Origin of the sequence: Mesorhizobium sp. M0189 (genome assembly GCF_040322135.1) — a bacterium.
In the GTDB taxonomy this organism is placed as follows: Bacteria; Pseudomonadota; Alphaproteobacteria; order Rhizobiales; family Rhizobiaceae; genus Mesorhizobium.
In genome coordinates this window covers 221,120-247,497 of the sequence record NZ_JAMYSW010000007.1, presented here as the reverse complement: position 1 = coordinate 247,497, position 26,378 = coordinate 221,120, and the positions used below count along the sequence as shown (strand labels likewise).

Annotated in this window: 24 protein-coding genes and 1 tRNA gene; 8 read left to right on the top strand and 17 right to left on the bottom strand. The window is 63.8% G+C overall.

Annotation, left to right across the window (positions count from 1 at the left end; all coding sequences use genetic code 11):
* Positions 1–68 precede the first annotated feature (68 nt).
* The 3 genes from NKJ09_RS16015 (at position 69) to NKJ09_RS16005 (ending at position 3,580) form a co-directional block, all read left to right on the top strand.
* Positions 69–1,619, top strand: coding sequence for a cation:proton antiporter (locus NKJ09_RS16015; RefSeq protein WP_352494694.1), 1,551 nt, complete (start codon positions 69–71; stop codon positions 1,617–1,619).
* A 193-nt stretch (positions 1,620–1,812) separates the two neighbouring features.
* Positions 1,813–2,727 (top strand): endonuclease/exonuclease/phosphatase family protein, encoded by a 915-nt coding sequence (locus NKJ09_RS16010; protein WP_352494695.1) that lies wholly within the window; start codon positions 1,813–1,815, stop codon positions 2,725–2,727.
* A 7-nt stretch (positions 2,728–2,734) separates the two neighbouring features.
* Positions 2,735–3,580, top strand: coding sequence for an EamA family transporter (locus NKJ09_RS16005; protein ID WP_023719051.1), 846 nt, complete (start codon positions 2,735–2,737; stop codon positions 3,578–3,580).
* Here NKJ09_RS16005 and NKJ09_RS16000 read toward each other — a convergent pair whose 3' ends face one another.
* The 13 genes from NKJ09_RS16000 to NKJ09_RS15940 all read right to left on the bottom strand — a co-directional run bounded on the left by NKJ09_RS16000 (position 3,581) and on the right by NKJ09_RS15940 (position 18,280).
* Positions 3,581–3,892, bottom strand: coding sequence for a Dabb family protein (locus NKJ09_RS16000; RefSeq protein WP_023719052.1), 312 nt, complete (start codon positions 3,890–3,892; stop codon positions 3,581–3,583). It abuts the gene before it with no gap.
* 10 nt (positions 3,893–3,902) lie between these two features.
* A complete protein-coding gene (locus NKJ09_RS15995; RefSeq protein ID WP_352494696.1) occupies positions 3,903–5,531 on the bottom strand; it encodes a GMC family oxidoreductase in 1,629 nt (542 codons plus the stop codon).
* A gap of 29 nt (positions 5,532–5,560) precedes the next feature.
* Positions 5,561–6,322 carry a 3-ketoacyl-ACP reductase gene (locus NKJ09_RS15990; protein ID WP_352494697.1) on the bottom strand — a complete coding sequence of 254 codons (762 nt, stop codon included), beginning with the start codon at positions 6,320–6,322 and terminating at the stop codon, positions 5,561–5,563.
* A complete protein-coding gene (locus tag NKJ09_RS15985) occupies positions 6,319–7,833 on the bottom strand; it encodes a GMC oxidoreductase (RefSeq protein ID WP_023719055.1) in 1,515 nt (504 codons plus the stop codon). Before NKJ09_RS15985 ends, NKJ09_RS15990 begins: the two co-directional genes overlap by 4 nt.
* A gap of 5 nt (positions 7,834–7,838) precedes the next feature.
* Positions 7,839–8,954: an ABC transporter ATP-binding protein gene (locus NKJ09_RS15980; RefSeq protein ID WP_023719056.1), complete on the bottom strand. Its 1,116-nt coding sequence runs from the start codon at positions 8,952–8,954 to the stop codon at positions 7,839–7,841.
* 4 nt (positions 8,955–8,958) lie between these two features.
* Entirely contained in the window at positions 8,959–9,903 is a 945-nt protein-coding gene (locus NKJ09_RS15975; protein ID WP_023719057.1) for a carbohydrate ABC transporter permease, read from the bottom strand.
* A complete protein-coding gene (locus NKJ09_RS15970) occupies positions 9,900–10,859 on the bottom strand; it encodes a carbohydrate ABC transporter permease (protein ID WP_023719058.1) in 960 nt (319 codons plus the stop codon). Before NKJ09_RS15970 ends, NKJ09_RS15975 begins: the two co-directional genes overlap by 4 nt.
* Before the next feature lie 144 nt (positions 10,860–11,003).
* Positions 11,004–12,257, bottom strand: a complete 1,254-nt coding sequence (locus NKJ09_RS15965) for an ABC transporter substrate-binding protein (RefSeq protein ID WP_031194023.1) — start codon at positions 12,255–12,257, stop codon at positions 11,004–11,006.
* A gap of 60 nt (positions 12,258–12,317) precedes the next feature.
* Entirely contained in the window at positions 12,318–13,829 is a 1,512-nt protein-coding gene (locus tag NKJ09_RS15960) for an aldehyde dehydrogenase family protein (protein WP_023719059.1), read from the bottom strand.
* A gap of 15 nt (positions 13,830–13,844) precedes the next feature.
* On the bottom strand, positions 13,845–14,621 hold the full coding sequence (locus NKJ09_RS15955) for an enoyl-CoA hydratase/isomerase family protein (RefSeq protein WP_352494698.1): 777 nt from the start codon (positions 14,619–14,621) through the stop codon (positions 13,845–13,847).
* Positions 14,614–16,215: an acyl CoA:acetate/3-ketoacid CoA transferase gene (locus NKJ09_RS15950; RefSeq protein ID WP_352494699.1), complete on the bottom strand. Its 1,602-nt coding sequence runs from the start codon at positions 16,213–16,215 to the stop codon at positions 14,614–14,616. The genes NKJ09_RS15955 and NKJ09_RS15950 overlap by 8 nt, the downstream gene beginning before the upstream one ends.
* Positions 16,212–17,228 (bottom strand): Gfo/Idh/MocA family protein, encoded by a 1,017-nt coding sequence (locus NKJ09_RS15945; protein ID WP_352494700.1) that lies wholly within the window; start codon positions 17,226–17,228, stop codon positions 16,212–16,214. Before NKJ09_RS15945 ends, NKJ09_RS15950 begins: the two co-directional genes overlap by 4 nt.
* Positions 17,225–18,280 carry a LacI family DNA-binding transcriptional regulator gene (locus tag NKJ09_RS15940; protein WP_352481928.1) on the bottom strand — a complete coding sequence of 352 codons (1,056 nt, stop codon included), beginning with the start codon at positions 18,278–18,280 and terminating at the stop codon, positions 17,225–17,227. Before NKJ09_RS15940 ends, NKJ09_RS15945 begins: the two co-directional genes overlap by 4 nt.
* Before the next feature lie 243 nt (positions 18,281–18,523).
* Here NKJ09_RS15940 and NKJ09_RS15935 point away from each other — a divergent pair, with 243 nt between their 5' ends.
* Together NKJ09_RS15935 and fcl are read left to right on the top strand one after the other, a co-directional pair.
* On the top strand, positions 18,524–19,678 hold the full coding sequence (locus NKJ09_RS15935; RefSeq protein ID WP_023719064.1) for a dihydrodipicolinate synthase family protein: 1,155 nt from the start codon (positions 18,524–18,526) through the stop codon (positions 19,676–19,678).
* Positions 19,679–19,841: 163 nt separating this feature from the next.
* Positions 19,842–20,804, top strand: coding sequence for a GDP-L-fucose synthase (gene fcl, locus NKJ09_RS15930; RefSeq protein WP_352481930.1), 963 nt, complete (start codon positions 19,842–19,844; stop codon positions 20,802–20,804).
* 92 nt (positions 20,805–20,896) lie between these two features.
* Here fcl and NKJ09_RS15925 read toward each other — a convergent pair.
* Both NKJ09_RS15925 and cpdR read right to left on the bottom strand, forming a co-directional pair.
* Positions 20,897–20,971: transfer RNA gene (locus tag NKJ09_RS15925), tRNA-Val, on the bottom strand.
* 104 nt (positions 20,972–21,075) lie between these two features.
* Positions 21,076–21,438 carry a cell cycle two-component system response regulator CpdR gene (cpdR, locus tag NKJ09_RS15920; protein ID WP_006199474.1) on the bottom strand — a complete coding sequence of 121 codons (363 nt, stop codon included), beginning with the start codon at positions 21,436–21,438 and terminating at the stop codon, positions 21,076–21,078.
* Positions 21,439–21,591: 153 nt separating this feature from the next.
* Between cpdR and NKJ09_RS15915 the strand changes: the two genes are divergently transcribed.
* Positions 21,592–22,533 carry an N-formylglutamate amidohydrolase gene (locus tag NKJ09_RS15915; RefSeq protein ID WP_352481931.1) on the top strand — a complete coding sequence of 314 codons (942 nt, stop codon included), beginning with the start codon at positions 21,592–21,594 and terminating at the stop codon, positions 22,531–22,533.
* 358 nt (positions 22,534–22,891) lie between these two features.
* Positions 22,892–23,665: a histidinol-phosphatase gene (gene hisN, locus NKJ09_RS15910; protein ID WP_023719086.1), complete on the top strand. Its 774-nt coding sequence runs from the start codon at positions 22,892–22,894 to the stop codon at positions 23,663–23,665.
* 151 nt (positions 23,666–23,816) lie between these two features.
* Here the strand turns inward: hisN and NKJ09_RS15905 are convergent, their stop codons facing one another.
* Both NKJ09_RS15905 and NKJ09_RS15900 read right to left on the bottom strand, forming a co-directional pair.
* Entirely contained in the window at positions 23,817–24,275 is a 459-nt protein-coding gene (locus NKJ09_RS15905) for a styrene oxide isomerase (protein ID WP_023719087.1), read from the bottom strand.
* A gap of 144 nt (positions 24,276–24,419) precedes the next feature.
* A complete protein-coding gene (locus NKJ09_RS15900; RefSeq protein WP_352494701.1) occupies positions 24,420–25,394 on the bottom strand; it encodes an alpha/beta fold hydrolase in 975 nt (324 codons plus the stop codon).
* Between the two features lie 476 nt (positions 25,395–25,870).
* Here NKJ09_RS15900 and NKJ09_RS15895 point away from each other — a divergent pair, with 476 nt between their 5' ends.
* A complete protein-coding gene (locus tag NKJ09_RS15895; protein WP_352494702.1) occupies positions 25,871–26,335 on the top strand; it encodes an Hsp20 family protein in 465 nt (154 codons plus the stop codon).
* Positions 26,336–26,378 lie beyond the last annotated feature (43 nt).

Genomic DNA, 26,378 nt, shown 5'->3' with positions numbered 1-26,378 from the left:
CCGCCCTCAGTCATGATCGAACCGTCCAGGCCCCTGCCGTCGGTCGCTTTTCACGGTTATAACTGGGCATGGCGCTTTTTGAACTGACCCTTGTTCTTCTCCTGGCCGCGGTCGCCCTGACGGCGTTGTCACGGCGTCTGCAGATTCCCTATCCTTCGTTGCTGGCGCTGGCCGGCGCCGGCATAGCCTTCCTGCCGTTTGCACCGACCATCGAGATCGACCCGGAGCTGGCGCTCGCTCTGTTCATCGCGCCGGTGCTGCTCGACGCGGCCTATGACACGTCGCTGCGCGATCTCAACCGCTACAAGGTTTCGCTCATCCTGCTGGCGCTCGGCGCCGTCATCTTTACCACCGTGACCGTGGCATTTGTCGGTTGGACGATGGCAGGCCTGCCCATTGCCGCGGCCATAGCACTTGGGGCGATCGTGGCGCCGCCCGATGCCGTCGCAGCCGCGGCCGTGCTCGGACAGTTCAAGGTGCCGCACCGCATCACCGCCATCCTGGAAGGCGAGAGCCTGCTCAACGACGCCACGGCGCTGTTGATCTACAGGATGTCGGTTTCCGCAGCCGCCGGCTCCATCCTGTTCAGCAGTGCCGTACCAATGATCCTGCTGTCGACGGTTGGCAGCCTTGCCGCAGGCTATGTGCTCGGCCGGTTGTCTCTCGCGATACTCGGCCGCATCGACGACCCGGCGAGCGGCACCGTGGTGCAATTCGCCTCAACGTTCGGCGTCTGGATCCTGGCCGACAGGATAGGGCTTTCCGCCATCATCACGATCGTCGTCTATGCCATGACGATCGCACGTACGTCGCCGCGCCGCATGCCGGCAAGGAATCGTGTCAGTTCCTACTCGGTCTGGGAGACGGCGGTGTTCGTGCTCAATGTCTTGGCCTTCGTTCTGATGGGACTTCAGGCACGGTTGATCGTCGGCCGCCTTGCTGAGCAGGGGCAGGTCGAAGCATTCATCTTCGCCGCAGCCGTGCTGGCTGTCGTCATCGTCTCGCGGCTGGTCTGGGTGCTGGGCTGTGGCGCGATTCTCAGAAGGCTGGCACGTCTGGGCGATGAGGACAGGCGGAGAGACGCTCCGACATTTCGCGGCGGCGTGCTCATCGGCTGGTGCGGCATGCGCGGCCTGGTGACGCTTGCGGCAGCCTTCGCCTTGCCGGCCGATTTTCCCGGCCGCGACCCGATCGTGCTCGCCGCTTTCACTGTCGTGCTCGGCACGCTGGTGCTGCAAGGCGTCAGCCTGAAGCCGTTGCTGCTTCTGCTCAATTTCGACCCCGACCAGACCGTCGACCGGGAGGTCGCGCAGGCGCGCGTCGCCATCATGCAGGCGGCGCTGGACGTGCTGAGCGGCAAGACATCGAGTGCGGCAGGGGCGGTGCGAGAGCAATATGCGGCGCAGCGCGCCATCGCCGAAAACCCGGAGGATGCCCAGGCCGCGACCGAGTATGACAGATTGCGTCTTTATGCCATCAAGAGCCAGCGCGATGCGCTGGAGCGTTTGCGCATCGACGGAACGATCGGCGACGAAGCCTACCACCGCCTTGAGGAAGAAATCGACTGGTCGGAACTGGCAGCATCCCCGCCCGGTCGGTTCCAGCCGCTGACCACTTAAAGCGCGTCGCGTTTGGACAGCCTCTTGCGACGCGCTTTAAGTTTTTGTCTCTATGCATGTCGTTATCCCAAAACCGCTGCGCACTTTTGGGCGACAAGCATTAGCATCTGGCCCAAGCTCCCTCCGCCCGGCTGCACATTGCAAGGCTGTCAGCGAACGGCTACTGCCAGCAGGAAACTGAGCCGGATAAGCAATGAAGCTGGTCAGCTACAACATCCAGTACGGCTTCGGCAGCGATGGCCGCTACGATCTGGCGCGCTGCGCCAAGGTCGTTGCCGGCGCCGACATCATCGCCTTACAGGAAGTGGAGCGGCACTGGTTGCGCAGCAACGAGGACGACCAGCCGGAACTTCTTTCGCAATTGCTGCCCGACTACCATTGGGTCTATGGCCCGGCCTTCGACATGGATGCCAGCCGACGGCGTGAAGGCCGCATCGTCAACCGGCGGCGGCAATTCGGCACCATGCTTCTGTCGAAGCTGCCGATCGCCTGGTCGCGGCTGCACACGCTGCCGCTCAGGCGCACGCTGCGGCCGCTCAACACCCGCAATGCCGCACTCGAGTGCATGATCCGCACCCCTGCCGGCCCGGTGCGGGTGCTGTCGCTGCATCTGGCACATATTGCCGCCGAGGAGCGGCTGGAGCAGATCGAATACCTGCTCGCCGAGCATCACCGGGCGCCGTCCGAGGGCGGGCCATGGAGCGGTGCCGACGATGAGCCGGCGCGCAACTGGAGCAATGGCGAACAGGAGCCGGAAAGCCCGCTGGCGGCGATCTGGATGGGCGACTTCAACATGGAGCCGGGCAGCGCCGAGTACCGCCGCATCGCCGGCAGCGCGCCCTATCATCGCGGTGCCGCCTATCTCGACGGTTTTGTCGATGCCGCCGCCGTCGCCATGGAACCGACAACGGATTTCCATACCCATGTGAAGACCATCGACGGCAGAGTAGCAAAGCGCCGGCTCGACCATTGCTTCGTCGGCGGCATGTTTGCCGGGCGCGTGCGTTCGGTCAGTGCCGATGTCGGCCAAATCGCCTCCGATCATTTTCCGCTCTGGGTCGATATCGACATGGAAGCGCCGGTAGCCACCGGGATCGGCGGCGGATGAGCCGCCGATGAGCCTGTTTGTCTTTTTCGCGGTGCTTGCCGCTGCGGCCATGCATGCGATCTGGAACGCGCTGGTCAAGGTCCATCTCGACCGTTTCCTGTCGATTACGCTGATGACGGCCGGCATGGGTGCCGCCGCGCTGGTGACGTTGCCTTTCGTCGAGGTGCCGAAGCCGGAAGTGTGGCCATACATCCTCGCCTCGGTTGTCTTCCACATGGGCTACAGGACGTTCCTGATCGGTGCCTACAAGGCCGGCGATTTCGCCCAGACCTATCCGCTGGCGCGCGGCACCGCGCCGCTATTGGCTGCTTTGGGGGGCATTGTGGTTGTGGCCGAGATGCCGGCGCCGCTCGCTATCGTCGGCATCGTCTTGTTGTCGGCGGGCACGCTGGTGCTGTCGTTTCGCGGCGGCGCGCATCTGGAGAAGTTGAACCTGCGCGCCGTCGGCTTCGCGCTGGGCACATCGATCTTCATCGCCAGCTATACGCTGTCGGACGGCAGCGGCGCGCGGCTCGCCGCCACCGCGTCGAGTTATGCGGCCTGGCTGTTCGTCTGCGACGCGCTGTGGGCGCTGGTGCTGTGCGTCGTCTTTCGCGGCCCACGGGCGCTGCCGGTGCTGGCGCGCGACTGGAAGGCGGGAATCTATACCGGCGTGCTCAGCGGCGGCGCCTACTGGATCGTGATGTGGGCGATGACCAAGGCTCCGATCGCCTCGGTGGCGTCGCTGCGCGAAACATCGATCCTGTTCGCCATGATGATCTCGGTGTTCGCGCTCGGCGAGAAGATGACGGCATGGCGAGGTGCTGCGGTGCTTAGCATCGTCGCCGGCGTCGTTGCGCTGAGACTGGGATAGTCACGCGATCTCCAGGTCGCACACTATCAGCCCGTCCGTGCCACCTTCGAGCGCCGCGACCAGTCTCGCGCCGGCTCGCTGGTGCGCTTCATGCTCCAGATAGGCATCGCGTGCCGCCGCATCGCGAAAGTCGATGGTGAAGCCGTGCGTGAAGCCGCGGGCGAAGGGTTCTGGGCTGGTGTTGGCGCTGAACTCGACCTTGCCCATGCCGTCGATCACCGGCCGCAACGCTTCGAGATCGCCATGGATTGCCGCGCGCTCGGCGATGGCGACATCGTTGCGGAATCTGACGAAAACACAGTGCCTGATCATTCTTTGTCCCTCATGCCGCTCGGTTGGTGGAAAACACCGCCGGCGGCAGCGGCTCCCGGCCAAGGATCAGATCGGCGCCCTTTTCGCCTACCATGATCGTCGGCGCGTTGGTGTTGGAGGAGGGGATGCGCGGCATCACCGAGGCGTCGCAGACGCGCAGGCCCTCGATGCCGCGCAGCTTGAGATCGGGCGTTACCACGCTCATCGCATCGTGGCCCATGCGGCAGGTGCCGACCGGGTGGTGGTCGGTCTTGGAACTGCGGCAGGCGTAGTCGAACAGTTCGTCGCCGGTCTGCAGGTCGGGTCCCGGTAGTACCTCGCGCAGCACGTAGGGCTGCAGCGCCTTCTGCCGCATGATCTCGCGCGCCAGCCTCAGCCCCTTGATCGACATGTCGCGGTCACAGGGATCGGACCAATAGTTCGGATCGATCAGCGGGCGGTCGGCCGGGTCGGCACTGTTCAGCCGCACCGTGCCGCGCGAGCGCGGGCGCAGGAAGGCCGAGTTCAGTGTCACGCCCGGATTGTTCAGCTTCTCGATGCCGGCCTCGATGCCGGAGCCGAGGCCGAGATGCAGCTGGATATCGGGAGAGGCGGCGGTCGGATCGGCGTACCAGAAGCCGCCGGTCTCGAACAGGCTGGAGGCCACGGGGCCCTTCTTCAGGAGAAGATACTGCAGGCCGGCCCACGCCGTCCAGTGCAGCTTGGCGTAGTTGTCATAGGTGTGGTTGCCGGTGCATTCGGCGATGACGAACAGGTCGAGATGATCCTGCAGATTGGAGCCGACGCCGGGCAAATCGTGCACCGGCGTCACGCCGACCGCCTTCAGATGGTCGGCCGGGCCGATGCCCGACTGCATCAGAAGCTTCGGCGAGCCGATGGCGCCGGACGAGACGATCACCTCGCGTTCGGCGTGCAGGGTCGTTGGCTGGCCGCCCGGCCCGTCGACGATCTCGACGCCGACGGCGCGGCCCTTGTCGACGACGATGCGTGTCACCAGAACGCCGGTCCTGACGGTGAGATTCTTGCGCTCGCGGATCGGCCTGAGATAGGCGACCGAGGCGGAGGAGCGTTTTGCGTCCTTCTGCGTCAATTGGTAGTAGCCGACGCCCTCCTGGCTGGCGCCGTTGAAGTCGGGATTAAAGGGAATGCCCATCTCTTGTCCGGCACGGAAATAGGCCTCGCAGATCGGCAGCGGCGCGATCGGGTTCGATACGCCGAGCGGGCCCTGGTCGCCGTGAAAATCGTTGGCATAGCGCTGGTTGTTCTCGGCGCGCTTGAAATAGGGCAGCACGTCGCGATAGCCCCAACCGGCAAGGCCTTCTTCCTTCTCCCAGGCATCGTAGTCGCGTGCGTTGCCGCGCGTGTAGATCTGGGCGTTGATCGAAGAGCCGCCGCCGATCACCTTGGCCTGCGTGTACCGGAAGACGCGATCGTTCATGTACTTTTGCGGCACCGTCGACCAGCCCCAGGCGGCGATGCCCTTGGTCATCTTGGCAAAACCGGCCGGCATGTGGATCAAGGGATGCCAGTCCTTGCCGCCGGCTTCGAGCAGCAGCACCTGATGCGACGGATCTTCGCTCAGCCGATTGGCGAGTACGCAGCCGGCCGGGCCGGCGCCGACAATTATGTAGTCAGTCATGGGATGTAGTCGATCATGGCGTCACCTGTTCATAGCCTCGGCACGGACAGCGCGCCGTCGACATTGATGACCGAGCCGGTCGAAAAGCCGAGCTTGCTCCCGGCGAGCGCCGCCACGGCGGCACCGATATCCTTGCTCTCGCCCCAGCGCATTGCCGGCACCAGGCCGCCGTCGATCAATCCGTCATATTTGGCGGTGACACCCGCGGTCATGTCGGTGCGGATGATGCCCGGCCGCACTTCGAACACGGCGATGTTTTCGGCGGCAAGCCGCAGCGCCAGGTTCTTCACCCACATCGAAAGCCCGGCCTTGGCAATGCAGTAATCGGAGCGTTCCGGCGAGGCCATGGCGGCACTGACCGAAGTGATGGTGATGATCGACCTCGCACCATCGCTCGGCAAGTCGAGCATCGCTTTGGCAACGGCCTGGCTGAGGAATACGGTGCCGCGCAGATTGATGCTGAGCACCCGGTCGAAATTTTCCGGCTTGAGTTCAAGCAGGTCGCCGCGCAGGACGGTGCCGATGCCAGCATTGTTGACCAGGCAGTCGATGCGGCCGAAGGCGCTTGTCGCGGCATCGATCAGCGCTGCATGGTCGTCGAGGTCGGCGATGTCGCCGCTGACATAGGCGAACTTCGCGCCGCGCCCGGTGATGTCGGCGGCGAGCCCGTCGGCGGCTTCGTTGGCAAGGTCGGCGACGAGGATGTCGAAGCCGGCGCTGGCCAGCGCCTCGGCGCAGGCAAGGCCGATGCCGCGCGCGCCGCCGGTGACGATCGCTGCCGGGCGGCTCATGTTGCGAGCTCCGTCTTGCGGATGTGGTCGGCGACGCGCAGCGCCTGTGCGGCGATCGACAGCGCCGGATTGACGGCGGCCGAATTCGGCAGGAAGCCGGCATCGACGACGAACAAATTGCTGTGGTCGAAGGAGCGGCAGAATGGGTCGAGCGGCGAGGTCGCCGGGTCATTGCCCATCTTCACCGTGCCGCACTGGTGCGAGGGCGTGCGCTTGTCGAACGGCCGCGACAGGACGATCGGATAGCCGCAGGCGCGGAAATTCTCGCGCATCACCTTGGTCAGCCCGTCGAGCGACTCCATGTTGGAGCGCCGCCACTGCATGACGATGTCCTTGCCGTCGACCATGATGCGGCTCTCGGGATCGGGCAGGTCCTCGCACATCAGATACCAGTCGACGGCGCGGCCGGCCATGAAATCGAGCGCGAATTTGGGCGCGCGCCTGACATTGGCCTTGAGGATGTTGCCGTCGATCTTGCCGAGGAGTTGGACATTGCCGAGCGGCTTGCCGCCCTTGCCGTCGGACAGATAATAGTCGTTCAGCATCAGCGTCTTCTGGTAGACGGATTTGTTCCGGCGGCGCGGATCGATCGCCAGCATGGCGCTCGAATTGTGGTTCATGAAGTTGCGGCCGACCTGGTCGGAGCGGTTGGCCAGGCCTTTGCCGCCGCCTTTGCCGTTGGGGGAAGGCGAACGCAGCAGGATGGCGGCGGAATTGACCGCGCCGGCCGACAGGATGACCAGCTTCGGCGCGACGCTCTTCAGCGTACCGTTCTGTCGATAATGGACGGCGGCGATCGTCCTGGCGTCCGGCGATGCTTCGAGATGTTCGACATGCGCGCCGGTCTCGAGCTTGATGTTCTGGTCGGCAAGGGCCGACGCCAGCGGCCCCGTTTGCGCGTCGACCTTGCCGGCGCCGGTGTTGGGAAACGCATCCCACGGCGTGCTGCCGTCTTTCAGCCAGGCTTCGATGTCGACGCCGAGCGGCAGCGATGCCGGATGCAGGCCCAGGCTCTTCAACTCGGCGCGCGCACGCGCGATAGGCGGCTCGTCGGGTACCGGGCCGAAAGGGTAGGGCGTCGAGTGGAACGGCTCGGTCGGGTCTTCGCCGAGCGCACCACGCACGCGAAAAAGCTGCTCGGCCCTGGAATACCAGGGTTCGAATTCCTCATAGGAAAACGGCCAGGCCGGCGAGATGCCGCCATAGTGCTCCATCTCCGAAAAGTCTTGCCTGCGGTAGCGGATCAGCACCGCGCCGTAGAATTTCGAATTGCCGCCGACATAGTAGTAATTGCCAGGGTTGAACGCGGCACCCCCGGCCTCGAGCCACATCTCCTTCGGCCGGTAGTGGCCATCGACGAAGATGGCGCGGGTGTCGCGTGTATGCGGCGTCGCCGGCAGCGGTTCGCCGCGCTCCAGCATCAGGATCGAGGCGCCACCGCCGGCAAGGCCGGAAGCGATCGTGGCGCCGCCTATGCCGGAGCCGATGATGACGATATCTGGATTTGTCATGGCCGTCAGACGATGCGTCTCTCGGTCGCCGGATCGAAGAACACCGCCTTGGTCAGGTTGAAGGCGAGCGGCGTGACCGTGCCGGGCTGGATGTTGGCGTCGGCGCGCAGCCGCGCCACCACCGCCTTGCCGCCGAGATTGGTGACCGCGAACGTATCCGAGCCGGCCGGCTCGATGACCTCGATGTGACAGTCGGCGCGGGCGATGTTCGAGGCGTTGCGTTCGGCCCCTTCGGGATCGGTCAGTGCTTCCGGGCGGACGCCGAAGATGATCGGTTTTCCCTGGAACGCCGACAGGCCGGCCGGCGCATTGGCCAGCGGCAGCGAGATCGGCTGGCGCGCCTCGCGCTCCATGACGACGGAGAAGCCGCTGCCGTTGCTGCCGATCGTCGCCGGGATCAGGTTCATCGCCGGCGAGCCCATGAAGTCAGCAACAAACAGGTTGACCGGATTGTTATAGATTTCGGCCGGCGTACCGAACTGCTGCACCTCGCCGTCGCGCATCACCGCGATCTTGGTGGCCAGCGTCATCGCCTCGATCTGGTCGTGCGTGACGTAGACGATGGTGGTGCCGGTGGTGGCGTGCAGGCGCTTGATCTCGATGCGCATGTCGACGCGCAGCTTGGCGTCGAGGTTGGACAAAGGCTCGTCGAACAGGAACAGCTTTGGATCGCGCACCAGTGCCCGGCCCATGGCGACGCGCTGGCGCTGGCCGCCGGAAAGCTGGCTTGGCTTGCGCTTCAGCAAATGGCCGATCTGCAGGACCTTCGCCACCTTGTCGATGGCCTTCTGGCGCTCGTCGGCCGGCACGCCGCGCATCTCCATGCCGAAGGCGATATTGCCGGCGACCGTCATGTTCGGATAGAGCGCGTAGCTCTGGAAGACCATCGCGATGTCGCGCTTGGAGGGGTGGAGATCGTTGATCGTGCGTCCGTCGACGCGGATTTCGCCTTCGGTGATGGTCTCCAGGCCGGCAATGGTGTTGAGCAGCGTGGACTTGCCGCAACCGGAGGGCCCGACCAGCACGAGAAAGCCGCCCTTTTCGAGGTCGAGATCGATGCCTTTCAGGATCTCGACCGCTCCGAAACGCTTCTTCAACCCGTCAATTTCCAGAAAAGCCATGCGATTATCCTTTGACGGCGCCGGCCATCAGGCCGCGCACGAAATAGCGGCCGGCGAGCACATAGACGAGGAGCGTCGGCAGCGCGGCGATCATCGCCGCCGCCATGTTGACGTTGTATTCGACGACGCCGGTCGAGGTGTTGACGACGTTGTTCAGCGCCACGGTCATCGGCATCACGTCGCCGGAGCCGGCATAGGCGGAGGCAAAGAGGAAGTCGTTCCAGATATTGGTGAACTGGTAGATCACCGTCACCACGATGATCGGCAGCGAGTTGGGCAGCATGATGCGCCGGAAGATCTGGAAGAAGCTGGCGCCGTCGATCTGCGCCGCCTTCACCAATTCATTCGGAAACGCTTCGTAGTAATTGCGGAAGAACAGGGTGGTGAAGCCGATGCCGTAGACGACGTGGACGAACACCAGGTTCACCGTCGGATTGCCGAAGCCGAAGGTGAGGCCGGTCGCGTTCTGCAGTTTGACGCCGAACCGGCCGAAGCTGCCGAGGATCGTTGCCATCGGCAAGAGAACCGATTGGAACGGGATGAAGCAGGCAAACAGCATCAGCCCGAACACCAGCGTCGCCCCGCGAAAGCGCCACTTCGTCAGCACATAGCCGTTGAGCGCGCCGAGCAGGGTCGAGATGACGACCGCTGGAACCACCATCTTGATCGAGTTCCAGAAATAACCCTTCATGCCGACGCAGGTGAGACCCGAGCAGACCTCGCTCCACGCCCTTATCCAGGGTGCGAAAGTCGGCGCTTGCGGCAGCGCCAGCATGTTGCCGTTCTGGATTTCGTCCATGGTCTTGAACGAGGTCACCAGCATGACGAATAGCGGCATCAGGTAGAACAGCGCGAACAGCGCCAGCAGCCCGTAGATGACGATGCGGTTGACCGTCCTGGCGCGGATACCGCCAGTGTTCTGGCGAGCAGGAGTGGCCACGGCGCTCATCGCGGCTTCTCCCGGAGCTCGGAATAGAGATAGGGAACGATGATCGCGGTGATGGTCATCAGCATGATCACGGCGCTGGCCGAGCCGACGGCCATTTCGTTGCGCTTGAAGGTGTACTCATACATGAAGTTCGACGGCAGCCAAGCCGAGCCGCCCGGCCCGCCGCTGGTCAGCGCGACGACCAGATCGTAGGACTTGATGGCGAGATGCGCGAGCACGATCAACGCCGAAAGGAAGATCGGCCGCAGCAGCGGAATGACGATGCGGCGGTAGAGCTGGAAGGTGGTGGCGCCGTCGATCTGCGCCGCCTTCATGATCTCGCCGTCGATCCCGCGCAGGCCGGCCAGGAACATCGCCATGATAAAGCCCGAAGCCTGCCAGACGCCGGCGATGACCACCGTGTAGATGACGAAATCCTTGTTCTTGATCCAGTCGAAATGGAAGCTCGTCCAGCCCCACTGGTGCAACGTCTGCTCGAGGCCGAGGCCGGGGTCGAGAAACCATTTCCAGGCAACGCCGGTGACGATGAAGGACAGTGCCATGGGGTAGAGATAGATCGGCCGCAACATGCCTTCGCCGCGGATCTTCTGATCAAGCAGGATCGCCAGGAACAGGCCGAGTGCCAAGCAGATGGAAATATAGAGGAAGCCGAAAATCCCCATATTGGTGATCGACGTGTACCAGCTGGACGGCGGATCGCTTTCGAAGGTCCAGCGCCATAGCCGCTGATAGGCGCGTGGCCCGGTGATGGCGTAGGAGGGAAAGGTCTTGGAGTTGGTGAAGGACAGATAGATCGTCCACAGGATGAAGCCGTAGACGAAGACGACGGAGGCGGCAAAGCTTGGCGCTAGCACGAGCTTCGGCAGCGCGTCCTGAAGGCGCGAGCGCACAGAGGCGCCCGGACGGGCATCGTGCTCCGGCGTCAGCGTGATACTGGTTTCAGCAACTGTACTCATCTGTCCATTCCGTATGGCGGGTCCGGAATTCGGCTGTCGCGGGCTCTGCGGCACGAAAGCGTGCCGGTCGGCGCAACCGCAAAACCTCGCCGCAGGGAAATCTCCCCGGCTTGCGCCGGGGAGATCATTCACATCGGCGGTGCCTTACTTGGCGTCTTCGATCGCGCTGACCAGTTGGGTCACGGCCTCGTCCGAGGTCTTGATCTGGCCGTGCACGAACTTCGAGACGACATCCTTGTAGGCGTTGGCAACCGCCGGAGGCGCGCCATAGCCTTGCGCCAGCGAACCGAACAGCGTGCCGCCTTCATTGGCGGCCTTCAAATCGGCCATGCCCTTCTTGCCGCAAGCGTCGAAATCGGTGTCCGGCACGTCGGTGCGGGCCGGAACAGAGCCCTTGACGACGTTGAAGGCCGACTGGAAGCTCTTCGACAGAGTGGCGGTGGCCAAGGCGATCTGGGCGGCCTTGCGGTCCTCCGGAACGTTGAACATGCCGAACATGTCGGAGTTGTAGACGACGCTGCCATCGGTGCCGGGGAAGCGGTAGCACAGGAAGTCGGTGCCGGGGACCTTCTTGGCGGCGTTGAATTCGCCCTTGGCCCAGTCACCCATCACCTGCACCAACGCATCGCCCTTGATGACCATGGCGGTGGCGAGGTTCCAGTCCCGGCCCGAGAAGTTCGGGTCGACATAGGTGACGAGCTTGGCGAGATTGTCGAACGACTTCTTCATCGTGTCGGACTTCAGCGACTCCTCGTCGAGGTCGTTGAAGGCCTTCTTGTAGAACTCGGGCCCGCCGGTCGACAGCACGACCGAGTCGAACATGGTGGCTTCCTGCCAATTCTGGCCGCCCAGCGCGAGCGGGATGACGCCCGCCGCCTTGGCTTTGTCGAGCAGCGCGATGAAGTCGTCGAAGGTCTTGGGCTCGGTGCCGCCGATCTTGTCCATCACCGCCTTGTTGATCCACAGCCAGTTGACCGAGTGGACGTTGACCGGGGCCGCGACCCACTTGCCGTCATAGACCGAGAATTTCTGCAGGGCCGCGGGAACGGACTTGTCCCAGCCTTCCTTTATCGCCGTCTCGGTCAGGTCGCCCATGACGCCGGCTGCGGCGTAGTCGAGCACGGTATAGCCAAGCATCTGCGAGGCGGTCGGGTAGTTGCCGGCCGCCACCATCGCCTTCAGCGCGGTCATGGCGGCGTCGCCGCCGCCGCCGGCCACCGGCACGTCCTTCCAGGCAAAGCCTTCCTTGGCCAGATCCTGCTTGAGCACGTTCAGAGCGGCAGCTTCGCCGCCCGACGTCCACCAATGCAGCATCTGGACTTCCTTGACGTCCTCGGCATGGGCCGCGAACGCAACGCCCGACGCGAGTGCCGTCCCGATAAGCAGTTTGCGCAACATGTACTTCCTCCCTTGTTGAACTTACAACGACCGGCGGATGGCCACCGGGTTCTTCCCAACTCAGCCGACCCACCATCCGGTGCGCTGGCCGCGATGAAACTGGATTGTCTTTTCCTCGGTATAATCCTCGACGGCGCGCTTGCCGAGTTCGCGTCCCAAACCGGACTGCTTGTAGCCGCCGAAAGGCAGTTCGGGGTAACCCTCCATGAACGTGTTCATCCAAACGGTTCCCGAACGCACATTCCGCGCCACCGACATGCACGTATCGATGCTGGCGCTCCACACGCCCGCCGACAGACCATAGGGCGTGTTGTTGGCGATGTGCAACGCCCTTTCAATCGATTCAAAAGTCAGCACCGAGAGCACCGGACCGAACACTTCCTCGCGCGCAATGGCCATGTCTTCGGTGACGTCGCGAATGATGGTCGGGTCGAGATACTGGCCGGCGCTGGAAGCAAGTTGCTTGCCGCCAGTATAAATCCGGCTGCCGTCGTTTTCCGCTGCCGTCACGTAGCCGGTGACCTTGGCCACATGGTCGGCGGAGATCATCGCGCCAACCTTGGTGCGGTCGTCGAGCGGGTCGCCGACAACCACCTTGGCGGTGAGGGCTTTGACGGCGCCGAGGAACTCGTCGGCGATCGCCTCATGGACGATCAGCCGGCTGCCGGCATTGCAACATTCGCCGGCATTGAAGAAGCCGCCGAATACCGCCGCGTCGGCGGCGGCCTCGAGGTCGGCGTCGGGAAAGACGATCTGGCCGTTCTTGCCGCCGAGCTCCATCGAGACTTTCTTCAGCGAGTTGGCGGCAGACGCCATGGTCATCTTGCCGACGCGGGTGGAGCCGGTGAACGACACCATTTCGACCAGCGGATGGCTGACCATCGGTGCGCCGACATCGGCGCCCAGCCCGGCAAGGATGTTGACGACGCCATCGGGCAAGCCGGCCTGCATCAGGATCTCGCCGAGCACGAAGGTCGAGGCCGAGGTCATCTCGCTCGGCTTGACCACCGCCGTGCAGCCGGCGGCGAGCGCGAAGGGCAGTTTCTGGCTGACGATAAGGAACGGGAAATTCCACGGCGTGATGATCGAGACGACGCCGATCGGTTCGCGCAGCACGACACCGAGCATGGCATCGCCGAGATTGGCGTAGCTTTCGCCGTGAAGCGTGCGGGCGAGTGCCGCAGCATAGCGCCAGATGTCGATGGCGCCGCCGATCTCGCCGCGCGCCTGGGCAATCGGCTTGCCGGATTCCAGCGCGTCGAGCCGGGCAATCTCGTCCAGTCGCGCCTCGATCAGGCCAGCCGTCTTGAGCAGGATCGCGGCGCGCTCGGCGGCTTTCATGCGCGGCCACGGGCCGGTCTCGAAGGCCTTGTGCGCGGCCTGTACCGCCGCCTCGACGTCCGCCGCGCCGGCTTGCGCATAGCGCGAAACGGTGAAGCCGTGGCCGGGGCTGCTGCGCTCCAGCGTGCGGCCGTCCTGGGCATCGACGAACTTGCCGTCGATCAGCAGCCGGTAGCTTTTCGGCGCTGCGGCTGCCTCGGCGGGCATAGTGATGTTAAGAGGCGCGTTCATGTGAGTTTCAGGTTCCTAAGATCTTGAGAACGCCGGCTTCTGCTTGGCTTTGAAAGCCTCGACGCCGGCCCTGAGATCGCTTGTCAGCGCAATGAAGCCGCTGGCCAGCGCTTCGGTCGCGGCGGCACTCTCTTCGCCTTCGGCGATGGCAATCATCAGCTTGGCGGCTTCGGTTGCCAGCGGCCCGCGCTCGGCGATCTTGCCGGCCCAGGCCTTGGCGTCCGCGAACGCCTTGCCGGTCTCGACCGCCCGGTCGACAATCCCCAACGCCATCGCATCGGTTGCCAGAAACACCTCGCCGCCAAGCGCCATCCGCCGCACCGCCTGTGCACCGAACCGGCGCACGGCGCGCTGTGTGCCGGACCAGCCGGGAACGACGCCGATCGAGGTCTCGGGGAAGCCCAGCTTCACCTGTGTTTCTGCCACGCGAAAGTCGCATGCAGCTGCCAGTTCCAGCCCACCGCCCAGCGCATGGCCGGCAAGCACGGCGATCGTCGGCTGCCGCAGCCGCGCCAGCCGGTCGAAGACGCGGTGGCCGTGGCGCACCCATTGCACCTGGAAGTCGACAGCGCTCATTTCTGCCCATGCTTCGACATCGCCGCCGGCGCAAAAGCCCTTGCCTTCGCCGCAGACCAGCACGACGCGGACGCCATCCGCCGCCTCGGCCTCGTCGAGTGCTGCTTCCAGCGCCCGCAGCATCGGAATGTCGAGCGCGTTGAATTTCTCCGGCCGGCGCAGCGTGACAATGCCGATGGCGCCGTCAGTTTCAAAGGTTACTAGACGCTCAGCCATGTGCGCCCCCAAGCGAGGCGCCGCTATTAAGCAACAGGCCGATCGGTCGGTCGTGGTAGAGCGCGTCCGGCGTCACTTTGAGGTCGTTGGCGACAGCAAGCGGGATCTCGGCCTGCGCCAGCACATCGCGTTCAAGGTCGATGCCCGGCGCCAGCTCGGTGACCATCAGCCCTGCCGGCGTCAGCTTCATCACGCAGCGCTCGGTGATGTAGGTGATGTCCTGCCCTTGGGCGACGGCACGCTTGCCCGAGAAGGAGATGTGCTCGACCTCGCCGACGACTTTCTTGACCTTGCCCTCCTGGTCGATGCGGATGCCGCCATCGGCCAATGAGAGTTTGGCACCGGCATTGAAGAAACCGGAAAAGACGATCTTCTTCGCCCGCGCGGTGATGTCGACGAAGCCGCCGGCGCCGGCGGTGACATGCGGCCGCGCCGAAAGCTTCGAGACATTGACAGAGCCGTGGCGGTCGATCTGCAGGAAGGACAGCAGCGAGGCGTCGAAGCCGCCAGCCTGAAAATAGATGAACTGGTGCGGCGAGGGCATGAAAGCGTCGGCGTTCGACGAGCAGCCGAACTTGAAGTCGAGCAGCGGCACGCCGCCAACCGCGCCCTGTTCGATGACCCAGGTGACCTTGCCGTGCTGGCCTTCCTCGAGCAGGATGCGCGGCACATTGGCCGAGATGCCGAAGCCGATATTGACGACCATGCCGTCGGCAAGCTCCATGGCGACGCGGCGGGCAATGACCTTCTGGACGTTCATTTCAGCGTTGCGAAAGCTCGACAGTGGCCGGAAGATCTCGCCGGAGATGGCCGGATCGTAGGGCGTCAGCGTCGTCTGCAACTGGTCGGGCGCCACCACGATATGATCGACCAGCACGCCGGGCACACGCACATCGTGCGGCTTCAGCGTGCCGTTCTCGACGACGCGCTTGACCTGCGCGATGACGATGCCGCCATTGTTGCGAGCGGCCAGCGCCTGTTCGAGGCCGCCGAGATAGGCGCCTTCATGCTCATAGGTGAGGTTGCCGCGCTCGTCGGCGGTGGTGGCGCGGATGATCGCGACCTGCGGCACGATCGAGCGGAAATAGAGCCACTCCTCGCCATCGAACTGCTGCACGGAAACGATCGGCTCGCTGGCGGCGGCATTCATGGCGCAGCCTTGGTGGCGCGGGTCGGCGAAGGTGTCGAGCCCGACCTTGGTCAGCACCCCGGGGCGCTTGGCGGCGGCCTCGCGATGCATGTCGAACAGGATGCCGGACGGCACGTTATAGGCGGCGACCGAATTGTCGCCGATCATCTTCCAGATCTGCGGCGGTTCGGACGAGGACGGCCCGGATGGATAGGAGCCGCACAAAGTGCGCTTCAACAAGCCGGGCTTGGCGAGATGATCAATGCCCTTGATGCCGTACATGTCGCCGGCGGCGATCGGGTGCAGCGTCGTGATATCCTTGGGATGCCCATCCGCGTCGAAGCGCTCGCCGATGGCGGCCAGCACCGCGTCCGGACAGCCGAGGCCGCTCGACGATGACACGGAAACGACCATACCATCCTTGATCAGGCCGGCAGCCTCAGTCGCGGAGACGAGCTTGCTCACCCAGCACTCCCGAGCTTCGGGTCGATGGCAACGGCCTTGCCGGACCTGGCCGACTGCAATGCCGCTTCGGCCGCGGTCAGCGACCAGACGCCGTCCTCGCCGGTGGCGGAAGGCTGGCCCTCGCCGCGGATCGCCGCGTGGAATTGGCGCAGCGAACGGGCATAGAGGTCTTCGCGATCGAAGCTCAATTCCTCCTCGCCCTGTGCCGTTCGCAGCAACACAGAGCCGACTGGCTTCTGCGTCATCACGTCCCTGCCGATCAGCGAGCCTTCGGTGCCATGCACCTCGAAGCCGGTCCCGGCGAACTTGGTGGTGAAGCCCTCATGCGACTGGGCGATGACGCCCGATGCGAAGCGCCAGAGGCACATGGCGCCGTCTTCCAGCCCGCCGGCGGCCATGCCGGCCGATTGTGTGAAGGCCGAGATCCCGACTGGATCGTCGCCGAGCACGAAGCGCAGCGTGTCGGCATCATGGACGGTGATGTCGAGCACCACGCCGCCGCCGGCGTCCGGCCTGGTGATGCGCCAGCCCTGCAGGTTTTCCGGCAGATAGACAGAGTGGAAGACGCGCGCGGCGATCGGCCTGCCGATGCGGCCGGCAGCGATCGCTGCGCGCATCGCCCGATGCGAGCCGGCATTGCGCAAATGGTGATTGGTGCCGAGCACGACGCCGGCAGCCCTGGCGGCGGCGACCATCTTGCGGGCGTCGGCGCTGGTCAGCGCCAGTGGTTTTTCGCAAAGCACATGCTTTCCCGCCTCGATAGCGGCGAGTGCCTGTTCGAGATGCAATTCGTTGGTGGTCGAGATGTAAACGGCGTCGATGTCGGAGCTGAGCAATTCATCAAGCGCCGAGACCGCCGCCGGAATGCGGTTTTCGCTGGCATAGGTGGCGGCGCGCCCCGGGCTGGAGCTCATCACTGCGGCGATCTCGCCGTCCGGCTGCGCGCGGATGGCGCCGATCATGAACTGTCTTGCGATCGTGCTGGCGCCGATCAGCCCCCAACTGACGGTCATGCCGCGTCTCCCATTCCTGCGCAGCTATGTCCCTTGCGATCGGGGCCGCAGCTTTCCCTGACCACGAGGTTGACGGCGCCGATATGATCCTCGGCGCGCGTGGTGCGCGATTGGATCATCTTCAGCACGACATGGGCGGCGCGCTCGCCGAGACCGGCGGTGTTCACCGCGACGCTGGTCAGCGCCGGCATGTAGTGTTCGGCCTCGGCCACGTCGTCGAAACCGACGACGGCAAAATCCGCGCCGGGTTCCAGGCCGCGCTTGCGCAGGGCCAGCAAGACGCCGAAGGCGACCGCATCGTTGAAGCAAAGCGCCGCGGTCGGCGGCGCGGCCATGGCGAGCGCGGTTTCCAGGCAGGCAATGCCGCCCTTGCGGCTGGTTTCGCCCTCGAAGACCAGCCTGTCGGCCGGTGCGATGCCGAGCGCTTCACAGGCCTCGCGAAAGCCGCCCAGCCGCTCGTGATAGACGACAAGATCGGGCGAGCCGCCGAAGAAGGCCAGCCGGCGATGCCCCTTGCCGATCAGATGGGCGGTGGCAAGATAGGCGCCGCGATGGTTGTCGGGCGCGATCACCGGAATGCGGCTTTCAGGAAGCCGGCGCATGACGAAGACGACCGGAACGCCCGCGGTCTCAAGCCGGCGGAAGGCGCCAGGCGCGGTGCCGCGCGCCGGCGACACGACGAGCCCGGCGACCCCTTGCTCCATCAGCGATTTCAGCACCTCTTCCTGGCGCACCGGGCTCTCCGCCGTGTTGGCGATGAAAGGCACGATGCCAGCCGACTGGAAGACGCGCTCCATGCCGACCGCCATCTCGGCGAAAAACGGATTGGTAAGATCGTTGATGACCATGCCGATGACGTTGGAATGGGCCTTGCGCAGATTGGCGGCGCCGCGGTTGTAGACATAGCCGACATCCTCGATCGCCTTGCGCACCTTGAGCGCAGTTTCAGGCCGGATCAGCCCGCTGCCTTGCAGCACCAGCGAAACCGTCGATTTGGACACGCCCGCCTCACGGGCTATGTCGAGTATCGTTGCCTTGGCCCGGCTGGCCATCCAGATCTATCCTCCCGATGGTTTCTTATGCGATTTATTGGAACGATCTAATCCCTCCTATGGATTTGAGTCAATCGCGTTTTTGCGAATCCGTGAAAATGCGGCTCATGGCGCCCAATTGCGAAGGAGTGTATGGCTTTCTGCTGTTGCGCTGCCGCAATTCGACCGGCGCACGGCGGAGCGGCAAAGCATCTTGATTTACTGGAACGTTCCATTTAATAGGCGCTGGGAAGGGAGAGAGCCATGGACATCACCTTGCCAGGGGAAGGCGGCGGCCGCATCCGCTACCGGCTTGTCGGCCAGCCGGTGCAGCCTGCGGCCGGCGCGCGGTTCTCGCGCATCGCCTATGCCGCCGCCCATGTGGTCGCCGATCCTGTGGCGATGACCGATCCGTGGTCCCGGCCGGCAGTCGACTGGGACAAGACGATGGCGTTTCGCCGTCACCTTTGGCGGCTCGGCTTCCGCGTCGCCGAAGCGATGGACACCTCGCAGCGCGGCATGGGTTTCGACTGGGCAAATGCCAGGGAATTAATCCGCCGCTCGATCGCCGAGGCGCGCAGCGTCGACGGCGCCGATCTCGCGTCGGGCGCCGGCACCGACCATCTGGCGCCGGGCGCCGCGAGCACGCTCGCCGATGTCATCGCGGCCTATGAAGAGCAGCTCGGCTTCATCGAAGGACTTGGCGGCAAGGCGATCATGATGGCCAGCCGTGCACTGGCGGCGGTCGCCAAAGGGCCCGACGATTATGTCAGTGTCTACGACCGCATCCTGTCCCAGTCCTCCGGCAAGGTCATCCTGCACTGGCTGGGCGATATGTTCGACCCGGCGCTGAAAGGCTACTGGGGCAGCAGCGATTTCGAAACTGCGCTCGAGACGGTGATCGCGATCATCGAACGCCATGCCGGCAAGGTCGAAGGCATAAAGATATCGCTGCTCGATGCCGGCAAGGAGATCGCGCTCAGGGACCGGCTGCCCGAGGGCGTGGTGATGTTCACTGGCGACGACTTCAACTACCCCGAGCTGATCGCCGGCGACGGCGACAGGCATTCGCACGCGCTGCTCGGCATTTTCGATGCCATCGCGCCCGTCGCCAATGCGGCGCTGGCAAAGCTGGCCGACGGCGACCGCGCCGGCTATGACGCGCTGATGGTCCCGACAGTGCCGCTGTCGCGCAAGATCTTCGAGGCGCCGACCGAATATTACAAGGCCGGCATCGTTTTCATGGCATGGCTTAACGGCCATCAGGAGCACTTTTCGATGATCGGCGGCATGCAATCGGCGCGCGGCATCCGTCACTATGCCGATGTCTTTCGCCTTGCCGATCAGGCGGGGTTGCTGGCCGAGCCGGAACTCGCCATCGCCAGAATGACAAGCCTCTGCGCAGTAGCGGGTGTCTGATCGCTAGACGTTACAGCGTCTGATCCAAACGCCTGGTTTGGGCGGTTTTGCGATTTGGCTTGTCTGGATAAATCTGTATGCGGTATGCGTCCGGCAACAGAGAAGCCGATCCGGCGCTCCGCCGGCCACTGGCAAAGCTGCCGTTCTGCATTGGGGTGAGTTGATGACCTTCGACCTTCAGGGCAAGCGCGTTTTTGTCGCCGGGCATCGCGGCATGGTCGGCTCGGCCATCCTGCGCAGATTGGCCGACGAGGATTGCGAGGTCCTGACCGCCTCGCGCGCCGAGCTCGATCTTCTCGACCAGGCCGGGGTGCGGCGCTGGATGGCCGACCGCAAGCCGGATGCAGTGGTGATGGCAGCGGCCAAGGTCGGCGGTATCCTGGCCAACGACAGGCTTCCGGTCGATTTTCTGCAGGACAACCTCGTCATGCAGAACAATGTCATCGACAGCGCCTTCCGTAACGAGGTGCAGAAGCTGCTGTTTCTCGGTTCATCCTGCATCTATCCCAAATTCGCGGCGCAGCCGATCTCCGAGGACGCCTTGCTGAGCGGCCCGCTCGAACCCACCAACGAATGGTATGCGATCGCCAAGATCGCCGGACTGAAACTGTGCCAGGCCTACCGGCGCCAATACGGTGTCGACTACATCTCGGCGATGCCGACCAATCTCTACGGCCCGGGCGACAATTTCGACCTCAATTCCAGCCATGTCGTGCCCGCTCTGATGCGCAAGGCGCACGAGGCCAGGCGCGCCGGCCGCAAGAGCCTGGAGGTGTGGGGATCGGGCACGCCGATGCGCGAATTCCTGCATGTCGACGACGCCGCCGACGCCCTGGTCTGGCTGTTGAAGAATTATGCCGGCGACAGCCACATCAATGTCGGCTCTGGGGAAGACATCACCATTGCCGACCTTGCCCGCACCATCGTGTCGGTCGCCGGCGCCGATGCCACGATCACATTCGATCCGACAAAGCCGGACGGCACGCCGCGCAAGCTGATGGACGTATCGCGCCTGTTCGCCACCGGCTGGCGCCCGCGCTACTCGCTGCGCAGCGGATTGGAACAGACCTATGCGTGGTTTCTGGAGCACGTCGAGACTGGCGATCTTCGCCTCGGCGCGGCCTGAGGTCGGTATTGGCGAGCTCGGCGTCAGGATCGGATCAGGCCGAGAACGTCAGCCGATGAAAACACCGACGGCCGATTGAGGGATTGTCTGGATGGTGGGCGTGACAGGGATTGAACCTGTGACCCCTGCAATGTCAATGCAGTGCTCTCCCGCTGAGCTACACGCCCATCCGAAGCCGCGCATACACCATTTTTGGTTCTGCACGTCAATAGCGGGAAAAGGGAAAGAATGGCTGGCTTGCCGGGCCGGTCAGGACGGGACAAAAAGCGCGTCAGGCGGCCTGCAGCATCTTTTCGACTTCGTTGACGAGGTCGCGCAGGTGGAACGGCTTCGACAGCACCTTGGCGTCTTTCGGCGCCTTCGAATCGGGGTTCAGCGCGACGGCGGCAAAGCCGGTTATGAACATCACCTTGAGGTCGGGGTCGATCTCGGTGGCGCGGCGGGCGAGTTCGATGCCATCCATCTCCGGCATGACTATGTCGGTCAAAAGCAGCGAAAAAGGTTCCTCGCGCAACCGCTCATAGGCGCTGGCACCATTGTCGAAATCGCTGACCTGATAGCCGGCGCGCTCCAGCGCCTTGACGAGGAACCGGCGCATGTCGTCGTCGTCTTCCGCCAGCAGAATGCGTGCCATCTTGTCCCGTCCGAATCACCCAACCGACAATGCCGTGCGGCAAGCCCGTTAACCATGCTGTATATGAGGAGGTGACGGTAAACATCAAGTGAACGTTGGGCGCACAATCCTGATTTGGCTAGCGCTTCGGCGGCTGGACATGCGGGCGGCGAGGTGGCACTTTCCTATCATGATGCATTGGTATTTCCGGGTTCGTTCAAATTGAAAACGGCAGCCGAGGATTTTTCGGTCGTTCCACCCTTCGAAATCCGATCGGGCGCCGAACAGCGCGTTCCCTTCCTCTTCAACTCGCCGCATAGCGGCCGCTACTATCCGGACCGGTTCATGGCGATGGCCAAGCTGGACCGCAACGCCATCCGCCGCTCCGAGGACTGCTATGTCGAGGAATTGTTCGGCGGTGCCGTCGCGCTCGGGGCGCCGATGCTGGCGGCAAACTTCCCGCGCGCCTATCTCGACGTCAACCGGGAGCCGTGGGAACTCGACCCGCGCATGTTCGCCGAACCGGTGCCGTCCTTCTGCAACATCCGCTCGGCGCGGGTGGCCGGCGGGCTCGGCACCGTGCCCAAGCTGGTCGGCGAGGGGCTCGACATCTATTCCGGCCGCTTGCCGCTGGCAGAAGCCGTCGCGCGCATCGAAGCGGTCTACAAGCCCTATCACGAGACGCTGAAGCGGCTCTTGACCAGAACGCATGCGCGCTTCGGCTACGCCGTGCTGATAGACTGCCACTCGATGCCGGCAAGCATAAGAGTTGGCGACAGCGGATTGCGGCCGGATTTCATCGTCGGCGACCGTTTCGGCATCTCGGCCGCGGCGGCGTTGACCGAGACGGCGATCGGCCTGCTCACCGGCATGGGCTACAGCGTTGCCCACAACAAGCCCTATGCCGGAGGCTTCATTACCGAGCACTATGGCCGGCCCGTGCGCCATCTGCATGCTCTGCAGATCGAGGTCAATCGCGGGCTCTACATGAATGAGCGGACGTTCCAGAGATCAGCTGGTTTCGACGCGTTGGCCGACGACCTGGCGCGGTTTTCGGCCGAGTTGATGGCAATGCCGGATCATCATTTCGTCGATCTGCCGCTGGCCGCCGAATAGCGGCCGGAATCGCGGCATTCGCCGCTCATGTGGCAGCGTAAAAAGCGTAAAAAAAGACCGCATCGTTTGCACGACACGGTCGAAGTCTAGGGAGGAAACGCCCAAGGAGGGCATGGACAGGAACCCCTGTCCGAGAACAAACGTATTGTGCGCTGCACAAATGTCAAGGCACGTTCCGGCTTTTTTAATTCACTGTGAAGTGGAAATTGCATTTCCATGATGACTGCGTTGCATTCGAGCAACAGTTGGCGTCGTGCGAAAGGCTCCGAATGCCCTTGTTTCGGTACAAAACGCCCTTGTTTCGGCACAAATCCGTAGGCAAACCGGCATCTCAAACATGCTGGAGCGGGAGAATCAGTTGGACATCAGCATCGAGTTCATGCGGCGCATTGCGCGTGCCGCCGCAGCCGAGACCTTGCCGCGCTTCCGCAATCAGGGCGCGGTCACCAACAAGGAGCGCGGCAGCTTCGACCCGGTCACCGAGGCCGACCGCGAGGCCGAGCGCGCCATCCGGGTGCTGATCAGCGAGCAGTACCCCGATCACGGAATTCTCGGCGAGGAACATGGCAGCGAAAACATCTCCAGCCGGCATGTCTGGGTGATCGATCCGATCGATGGCACACGCGCCTTTATTTCCGGCCTGCCGGTATGGGGCACGCTGGTCGGGCTGACGGTCGACGGCGATGCCGTCGCCGGCATGATGTCGCAGCCCTTCACCGGCGAGCTGTTCTACGCCAACGCTTCCGGCTCGCATTATGAAGGTCCTGGTGGCCCGCGAAAACTCACGACGCGCAAGACCACAAATCTCGCCGACGCGACGCTGTTCACCACCACGCCGGCGCTGTTCAAGGGAGACGCGCGCCTGCGCTACGACTTGTTCGAGCAACAGGTCCAGCTCGCCCGCTACGGCACCGACTGCTATGCCTTCGCCATGGTGGCGGCAGGCAGCGTCGATATCGTTGCCGATCCGGGATTGAAGCCCTACGACATCGTTGCGCTTATCCCGATCATCGAGAAGGCAGGCGGCGTCGTCACCACTTTCGAGGGCGGACCGGCGGAAAAGGGCGGCGACATCCTGGCGGCGGCGACGCCGGAGCTGCACGCAGCAGCAATGGCGGCGCTGCGCGGCTGAGGATCCGTATACCCAAGCGTTTGTTTTGCGCAAATCCGACGGAAACCGTGGTACGGTTCTAAAGCGCGTCGGGTTTGAATCGACTCATGGGAGACGCGCTCGTTTGGATGTCGTTATCGCAAAACCGCTGCGCACTTTTGCGGGACATGCATTAGCTATCGGCAGGCCAAGCGTCCGAGAGACGCAGGCCCCACAAAATGAGCACGAAAGAGATGAGGCCGGTCGGCGCAGACGAATACGCCACGCCTTTGATGACGGTTTCCTGAAAGGCACTTCCGTGGAAGGCTCCGGCCGCCAACGGCATTGTCTCGTTGCCGGCCCCCCAGGCGCTGGCGATCACGTAGGCGGCCAGGATCGCCAAAGCCGAATAGATCAGGAGCCAGAACGCAATCCGCGACATCGCCGCGCCGAGATTGAGCCTAGACCATGTGAGGCCTAGCGCCAGCAAGAGAACGCCCTCCAGGGCGCTGAGCGTGTGGGCGGACAGTCCAAGCCGCGGTGCGGCGAGGTACGGTATTGCAAACCCTTCGAATGACGAAAACAGCAGCAGCGCGACGCCAATCTGCAGTAGCCGATGCCCCTGACGTGACAGCGTGTTCGATGCGTTCATGGTCGTTTTTCTCCCGGTCTCTGCCGAATTGCCTCCAATCTCTTTGGCCGCTACCTAGCGCTCGATGCCTGAACGGGAATAAGGGGCAAGCTGCGCCGGGCAAGCAACCCGCGCAGGCTTTGTTGCCGGGCGCTGGCGAAGCGGTTAAACAGCGTCGCCGGTTCCTGGGATGAAAGCATCGAATGCCGCAAGCAGTTGCTCGCGATAGAGGTCGGCCTCCTGCAGGATCTCGTGGCGAGCGCCGTCGATCATCACTAGCGAGCCGACGCGCAGACGTCTTGCATAGGCTTCGACTGCCCTGGTCGAGACGACCTGGTCGGCGCCGGCGGCGATCATCAGCAAGGGCACCTGGATCTTGGCCATGAAATCCGGGTCGCTGACGATCAAGGACGCCTCCGTGGCCGCCTTCAGCCAGCAGATCGTCGGTCCGCCGAGCGCCAGCTGCGGATAGGTTTCGTAGATCAGCGTGTTGCGCCGATAGCGTTCCGGGTCGCTGGTCAGCTTGTTTATGGCGAAGGGCACCGATTCCTTCGGCCGCGGCCCCCATGCGGCATAGAGCCGGCCAAGGCCGAGAAGGCAGAACAGCGAACAGATGCCGCGAACGGTTTTTACCGAAACCGGGAGGTCAGGCACGGTGAAGAATGGTGCGATCAGCACCATGCGACGTACGCGGTTCGCCATTGAGGGTGCGGCGAGCAGCGCAATCACCGCCCCGGCCGAATGGGCCAGTATGTAGTAGGGTCCCCGGCAATCGGGCAGCACGATCTCTTCGAAGAACTGCTCGAGATCGCCGGTATAGTCGAAAAAGCTTCGGACGTAGCCGCGCTGGCGATCGCCGATCATCCGGTCGGAAGCGCCTTGGCCGCGCCAGTCGAGGGTCGCCACGCCAAAACCCCGGTCGGCAAGGTTGCGAATGGTCTCGAAATACTTCTCGATGCACTCGTTGCGGCCGGTCAGGACGACGACGGTGCCCTTCATCGGGCGGGCAACCGCGGCAAACAGCCCATAGCGGATCTTCTTGCCGTCGCGCGTGGTGAAGAAGCCGCCGGCCGCGTTTTCCGGCAGCGGATTGCCTGGAGTTTCGTAGAACAGGGAGGGCTGGGGGAACAGATCGGTCATACGGTGTTTGCTTGGCGTCGGTGACGGCGTGGGCGCAAGTCAGGCATAAACGCCCATGCGCCAAAAGCAAAGGAATTCGGGACGCCGGGGACGTTGACCCAGGCAGCGAACAAGTAAGGCCGGAAGCAACCTAGGGCGTGCTTCCGGCCTCTGTCGACCCGGGAGGAAGGGACGTTACACCCGGTTCGGCCTCGTCGTGTCGCCTTCTCAGGCGACCTGTTTCTGATCTCGAGAACAGTTTTAATGCCGTCTGGCTGAACGCTCGCCGAAGCCACGGTTCATCTGCCGTTCATCGGCATCGGGACGTGATCAGGGGCCGATGCGGTTCGGACGCGGGCAAATCTTGAAATGCCGTCGCCCGCTTCCCAAATTTGTTATGCGGCCGCCAATGTCGGGGCCGCTGGCCCATCCGGAACGCCGTCACGGGTTTCGCACCGGCCATACGCAAACCTTGTTGCTCAACAGGAGAACACACCATGCGTCACGTTGATTTTTCCCCGCTCTACCGTTCGACCGTCGGTTTTGACCGGCTGTTCACCATGCTCGATTCGCTTGCGCAGCCGGAAGGCCAGACCTATCCGCCTTACAACATCGAGCGCACCGGCGAGGACGCCTATCGCATCTCGATGGCTGTGGCCGGCTTCTCGGAAGATGAGATTTCGATCGAAGCTCACCGCAATGTGCTGACCGTCAAGGGTGAGCGCAAGGAGGAAGCCAATGGCGAAGGCTCCGAACTGCTCTATCGCGGTATCGCCAGCCGAGCCTTCGAGCGCCGCTTCCAGCTTGCCGATCACGTCGAGGTTGTCGGCGCCGCGCTGAAGAACGGCCTGCTTTTTGTCGACCTCAAGCGCAACATCCCCGAAGAGCTGAAGCCGCGCAAGATCGCGATCACCTCGGCTCCGGCCAAGGCCAAGCAGATCGAGGCCAAGACCGCCGCCTAAATCGGGCAGCTAAACTCCCCGGGACGCCAACTCCCCGGGAAAA

Excerpts from the sequence above, each read along its gene's own strand:
- NKJ09_RS15940 (WP_352481928.1), bottom strand. The coding sequence starts at position 18,280 with ATGGCCAGCCGGGCCAAGGCAACGATACTCGACATAGCCCGTGAGGCG.
- NKJ09_RS16015 (WP_352494694.1), top strand. The coding sequence starts at position 69 with ATGGCGCTTTTTGAACTGACCCTTGTTCTTCTCCTGGCCGCGGTCGCC.
- NKJ09_RS15980 (WP_023719056.1), bottom strand. The coding sequence starts at position 8,954 with ATGGCTTTTCTGGAAATTGACGGGTTGAAGAAGCGTTTCGGAGCGGTC.
- NKJ09_RS16010 (WP_352494695.1), top strand. The coding sequence starts at position 1,813 with ATGAAGCTGGTCAGCTACAACATCCAGTACGGCTTCGGCAGCGATGGC.
- NKJ09_RS15970 (WP_023719058.1), bottom strand. The coding sequence starts at position 10,859 with ATGAGTACAGTTGCTGAAACCAGTATCACGCTGACGCCGGAGCACGAT.
- NKJ09_RS16005 (WP_023719051.1), top strand. The coding sequence starts at position 2,735 with ATGAGCCTGTTTGTCTTTTTCGCGGTGCTTGCCGCTGCGGCCATGCAT.
- NKJ09_RS15945 (WP_352494700.1), bottom strand. The coding sequence starts at position 17,228 with ATGACCGTCAGTTGGGGGCTGATCGGCGCCAGCACGATCGCAAGACAG.
- NKJ09_RS15965 (WP_031194023.1), bottom strand. The coding sequence starts at position 12,257 with ATGTTGCGCAAACTGCTTATCGGGACGGCACTCGCGTCGGGCGTTGCG.
- NKJ09_RS15955 (WP_352494698.1), bottom strand. The coding sequence starts at position 14,621 with ATGGCTGAGCGTCTAGTAACCTTTGAAACTGACGGCGCCATCGGCATT.
- cpdR (WP_006199474.1), bottom strand. The coding sequence starts at position 21,438 with ATGGCACGCATTCTGCTGGCGGAAGACGACGACGACATGCGCCGGTTC.
- NKJ09_RS15900 (WP_352494701.1), bottom strand. The coding sequence starts at position 25,394 with ATGACCGATCTGTTCCCCCAGCCCTCCCTGTTCTACGAAACTCCAGGC.
- NKJ09_RS15895 (WP_352494702.1), top strand. The coding sequence starts at position 25,871 with ATGCGTCACGTTGATTTTTCCCCGCTCTACCGTTCGACCGTCGGTTTT.
- NKJ09_RS15990 (WP_352494697.1), bottom strand. The coding sequence starts at position 6,322 with ATGAGCCGCCCGGCAGCGATCGTCACCGGCGGCGCGCGCGGCATCGGC.
- fcl (WP_352481930.1), top strand. The coding sequence starts at position 19,842 with ATGACCTTCGACCTTCAGGGCAAGCGCGTTTTTGTCGCCGGGCATCGC.
- NKJ09_RS15995 (WP_352494696.1), bottom strand. The coding sequence starts at position 5,531 with ATGACTGACTACATAATTGTCGGCGCCGGCCCGGCCGGCTGCGTACTC.
- NKJ09_RS16000 (WP_023719052.1), bottom strand. The coding sequence starts at position 3,892 with ATGATCAGGCACTGTGTTTTCGTCAGATTCCGCAACGATGTCGCCATC.
- NKJ09_RS15935 (WP_023719064.1), top strand. The coding sequence starts at position 18,524 with ATGGACATCACCTTGCCAGGGGAAGGCGGCGGCCGCATCCGCTACCGG.
- NKJ09_RS15960 (WP_023719059.1), bottom strand. The coding sequence starts at position 13,829 with ATGAACGCGCCTCTTAACATCACTATGCCCGCCGAGGCAGCCGCAGCG.
- NKJ09_RS15975 (WP_023719057.1), bottom strand. The coding sequence starts at position 9,903 with ATGAGCGCCGTGGCCACTCCTGCTCGCCAGAACACTGGCGGTATCCGC.
- NKJ09_RS15905 (WP_023719087.1), bottom strand. The coding sequence starts at position 24,275 with ATGAACGCATCGAACACGCTGTCACGTCAGGGGCATCGGCTACTGCAG.
- NKJ09_RS15985 (WP_023719055.1), bottom strand. The coding sequence starts at position 7,833 with ATGACAAATCCAGATATCGTCATCATCGGCTCCGGCATAGGCGGCGCC.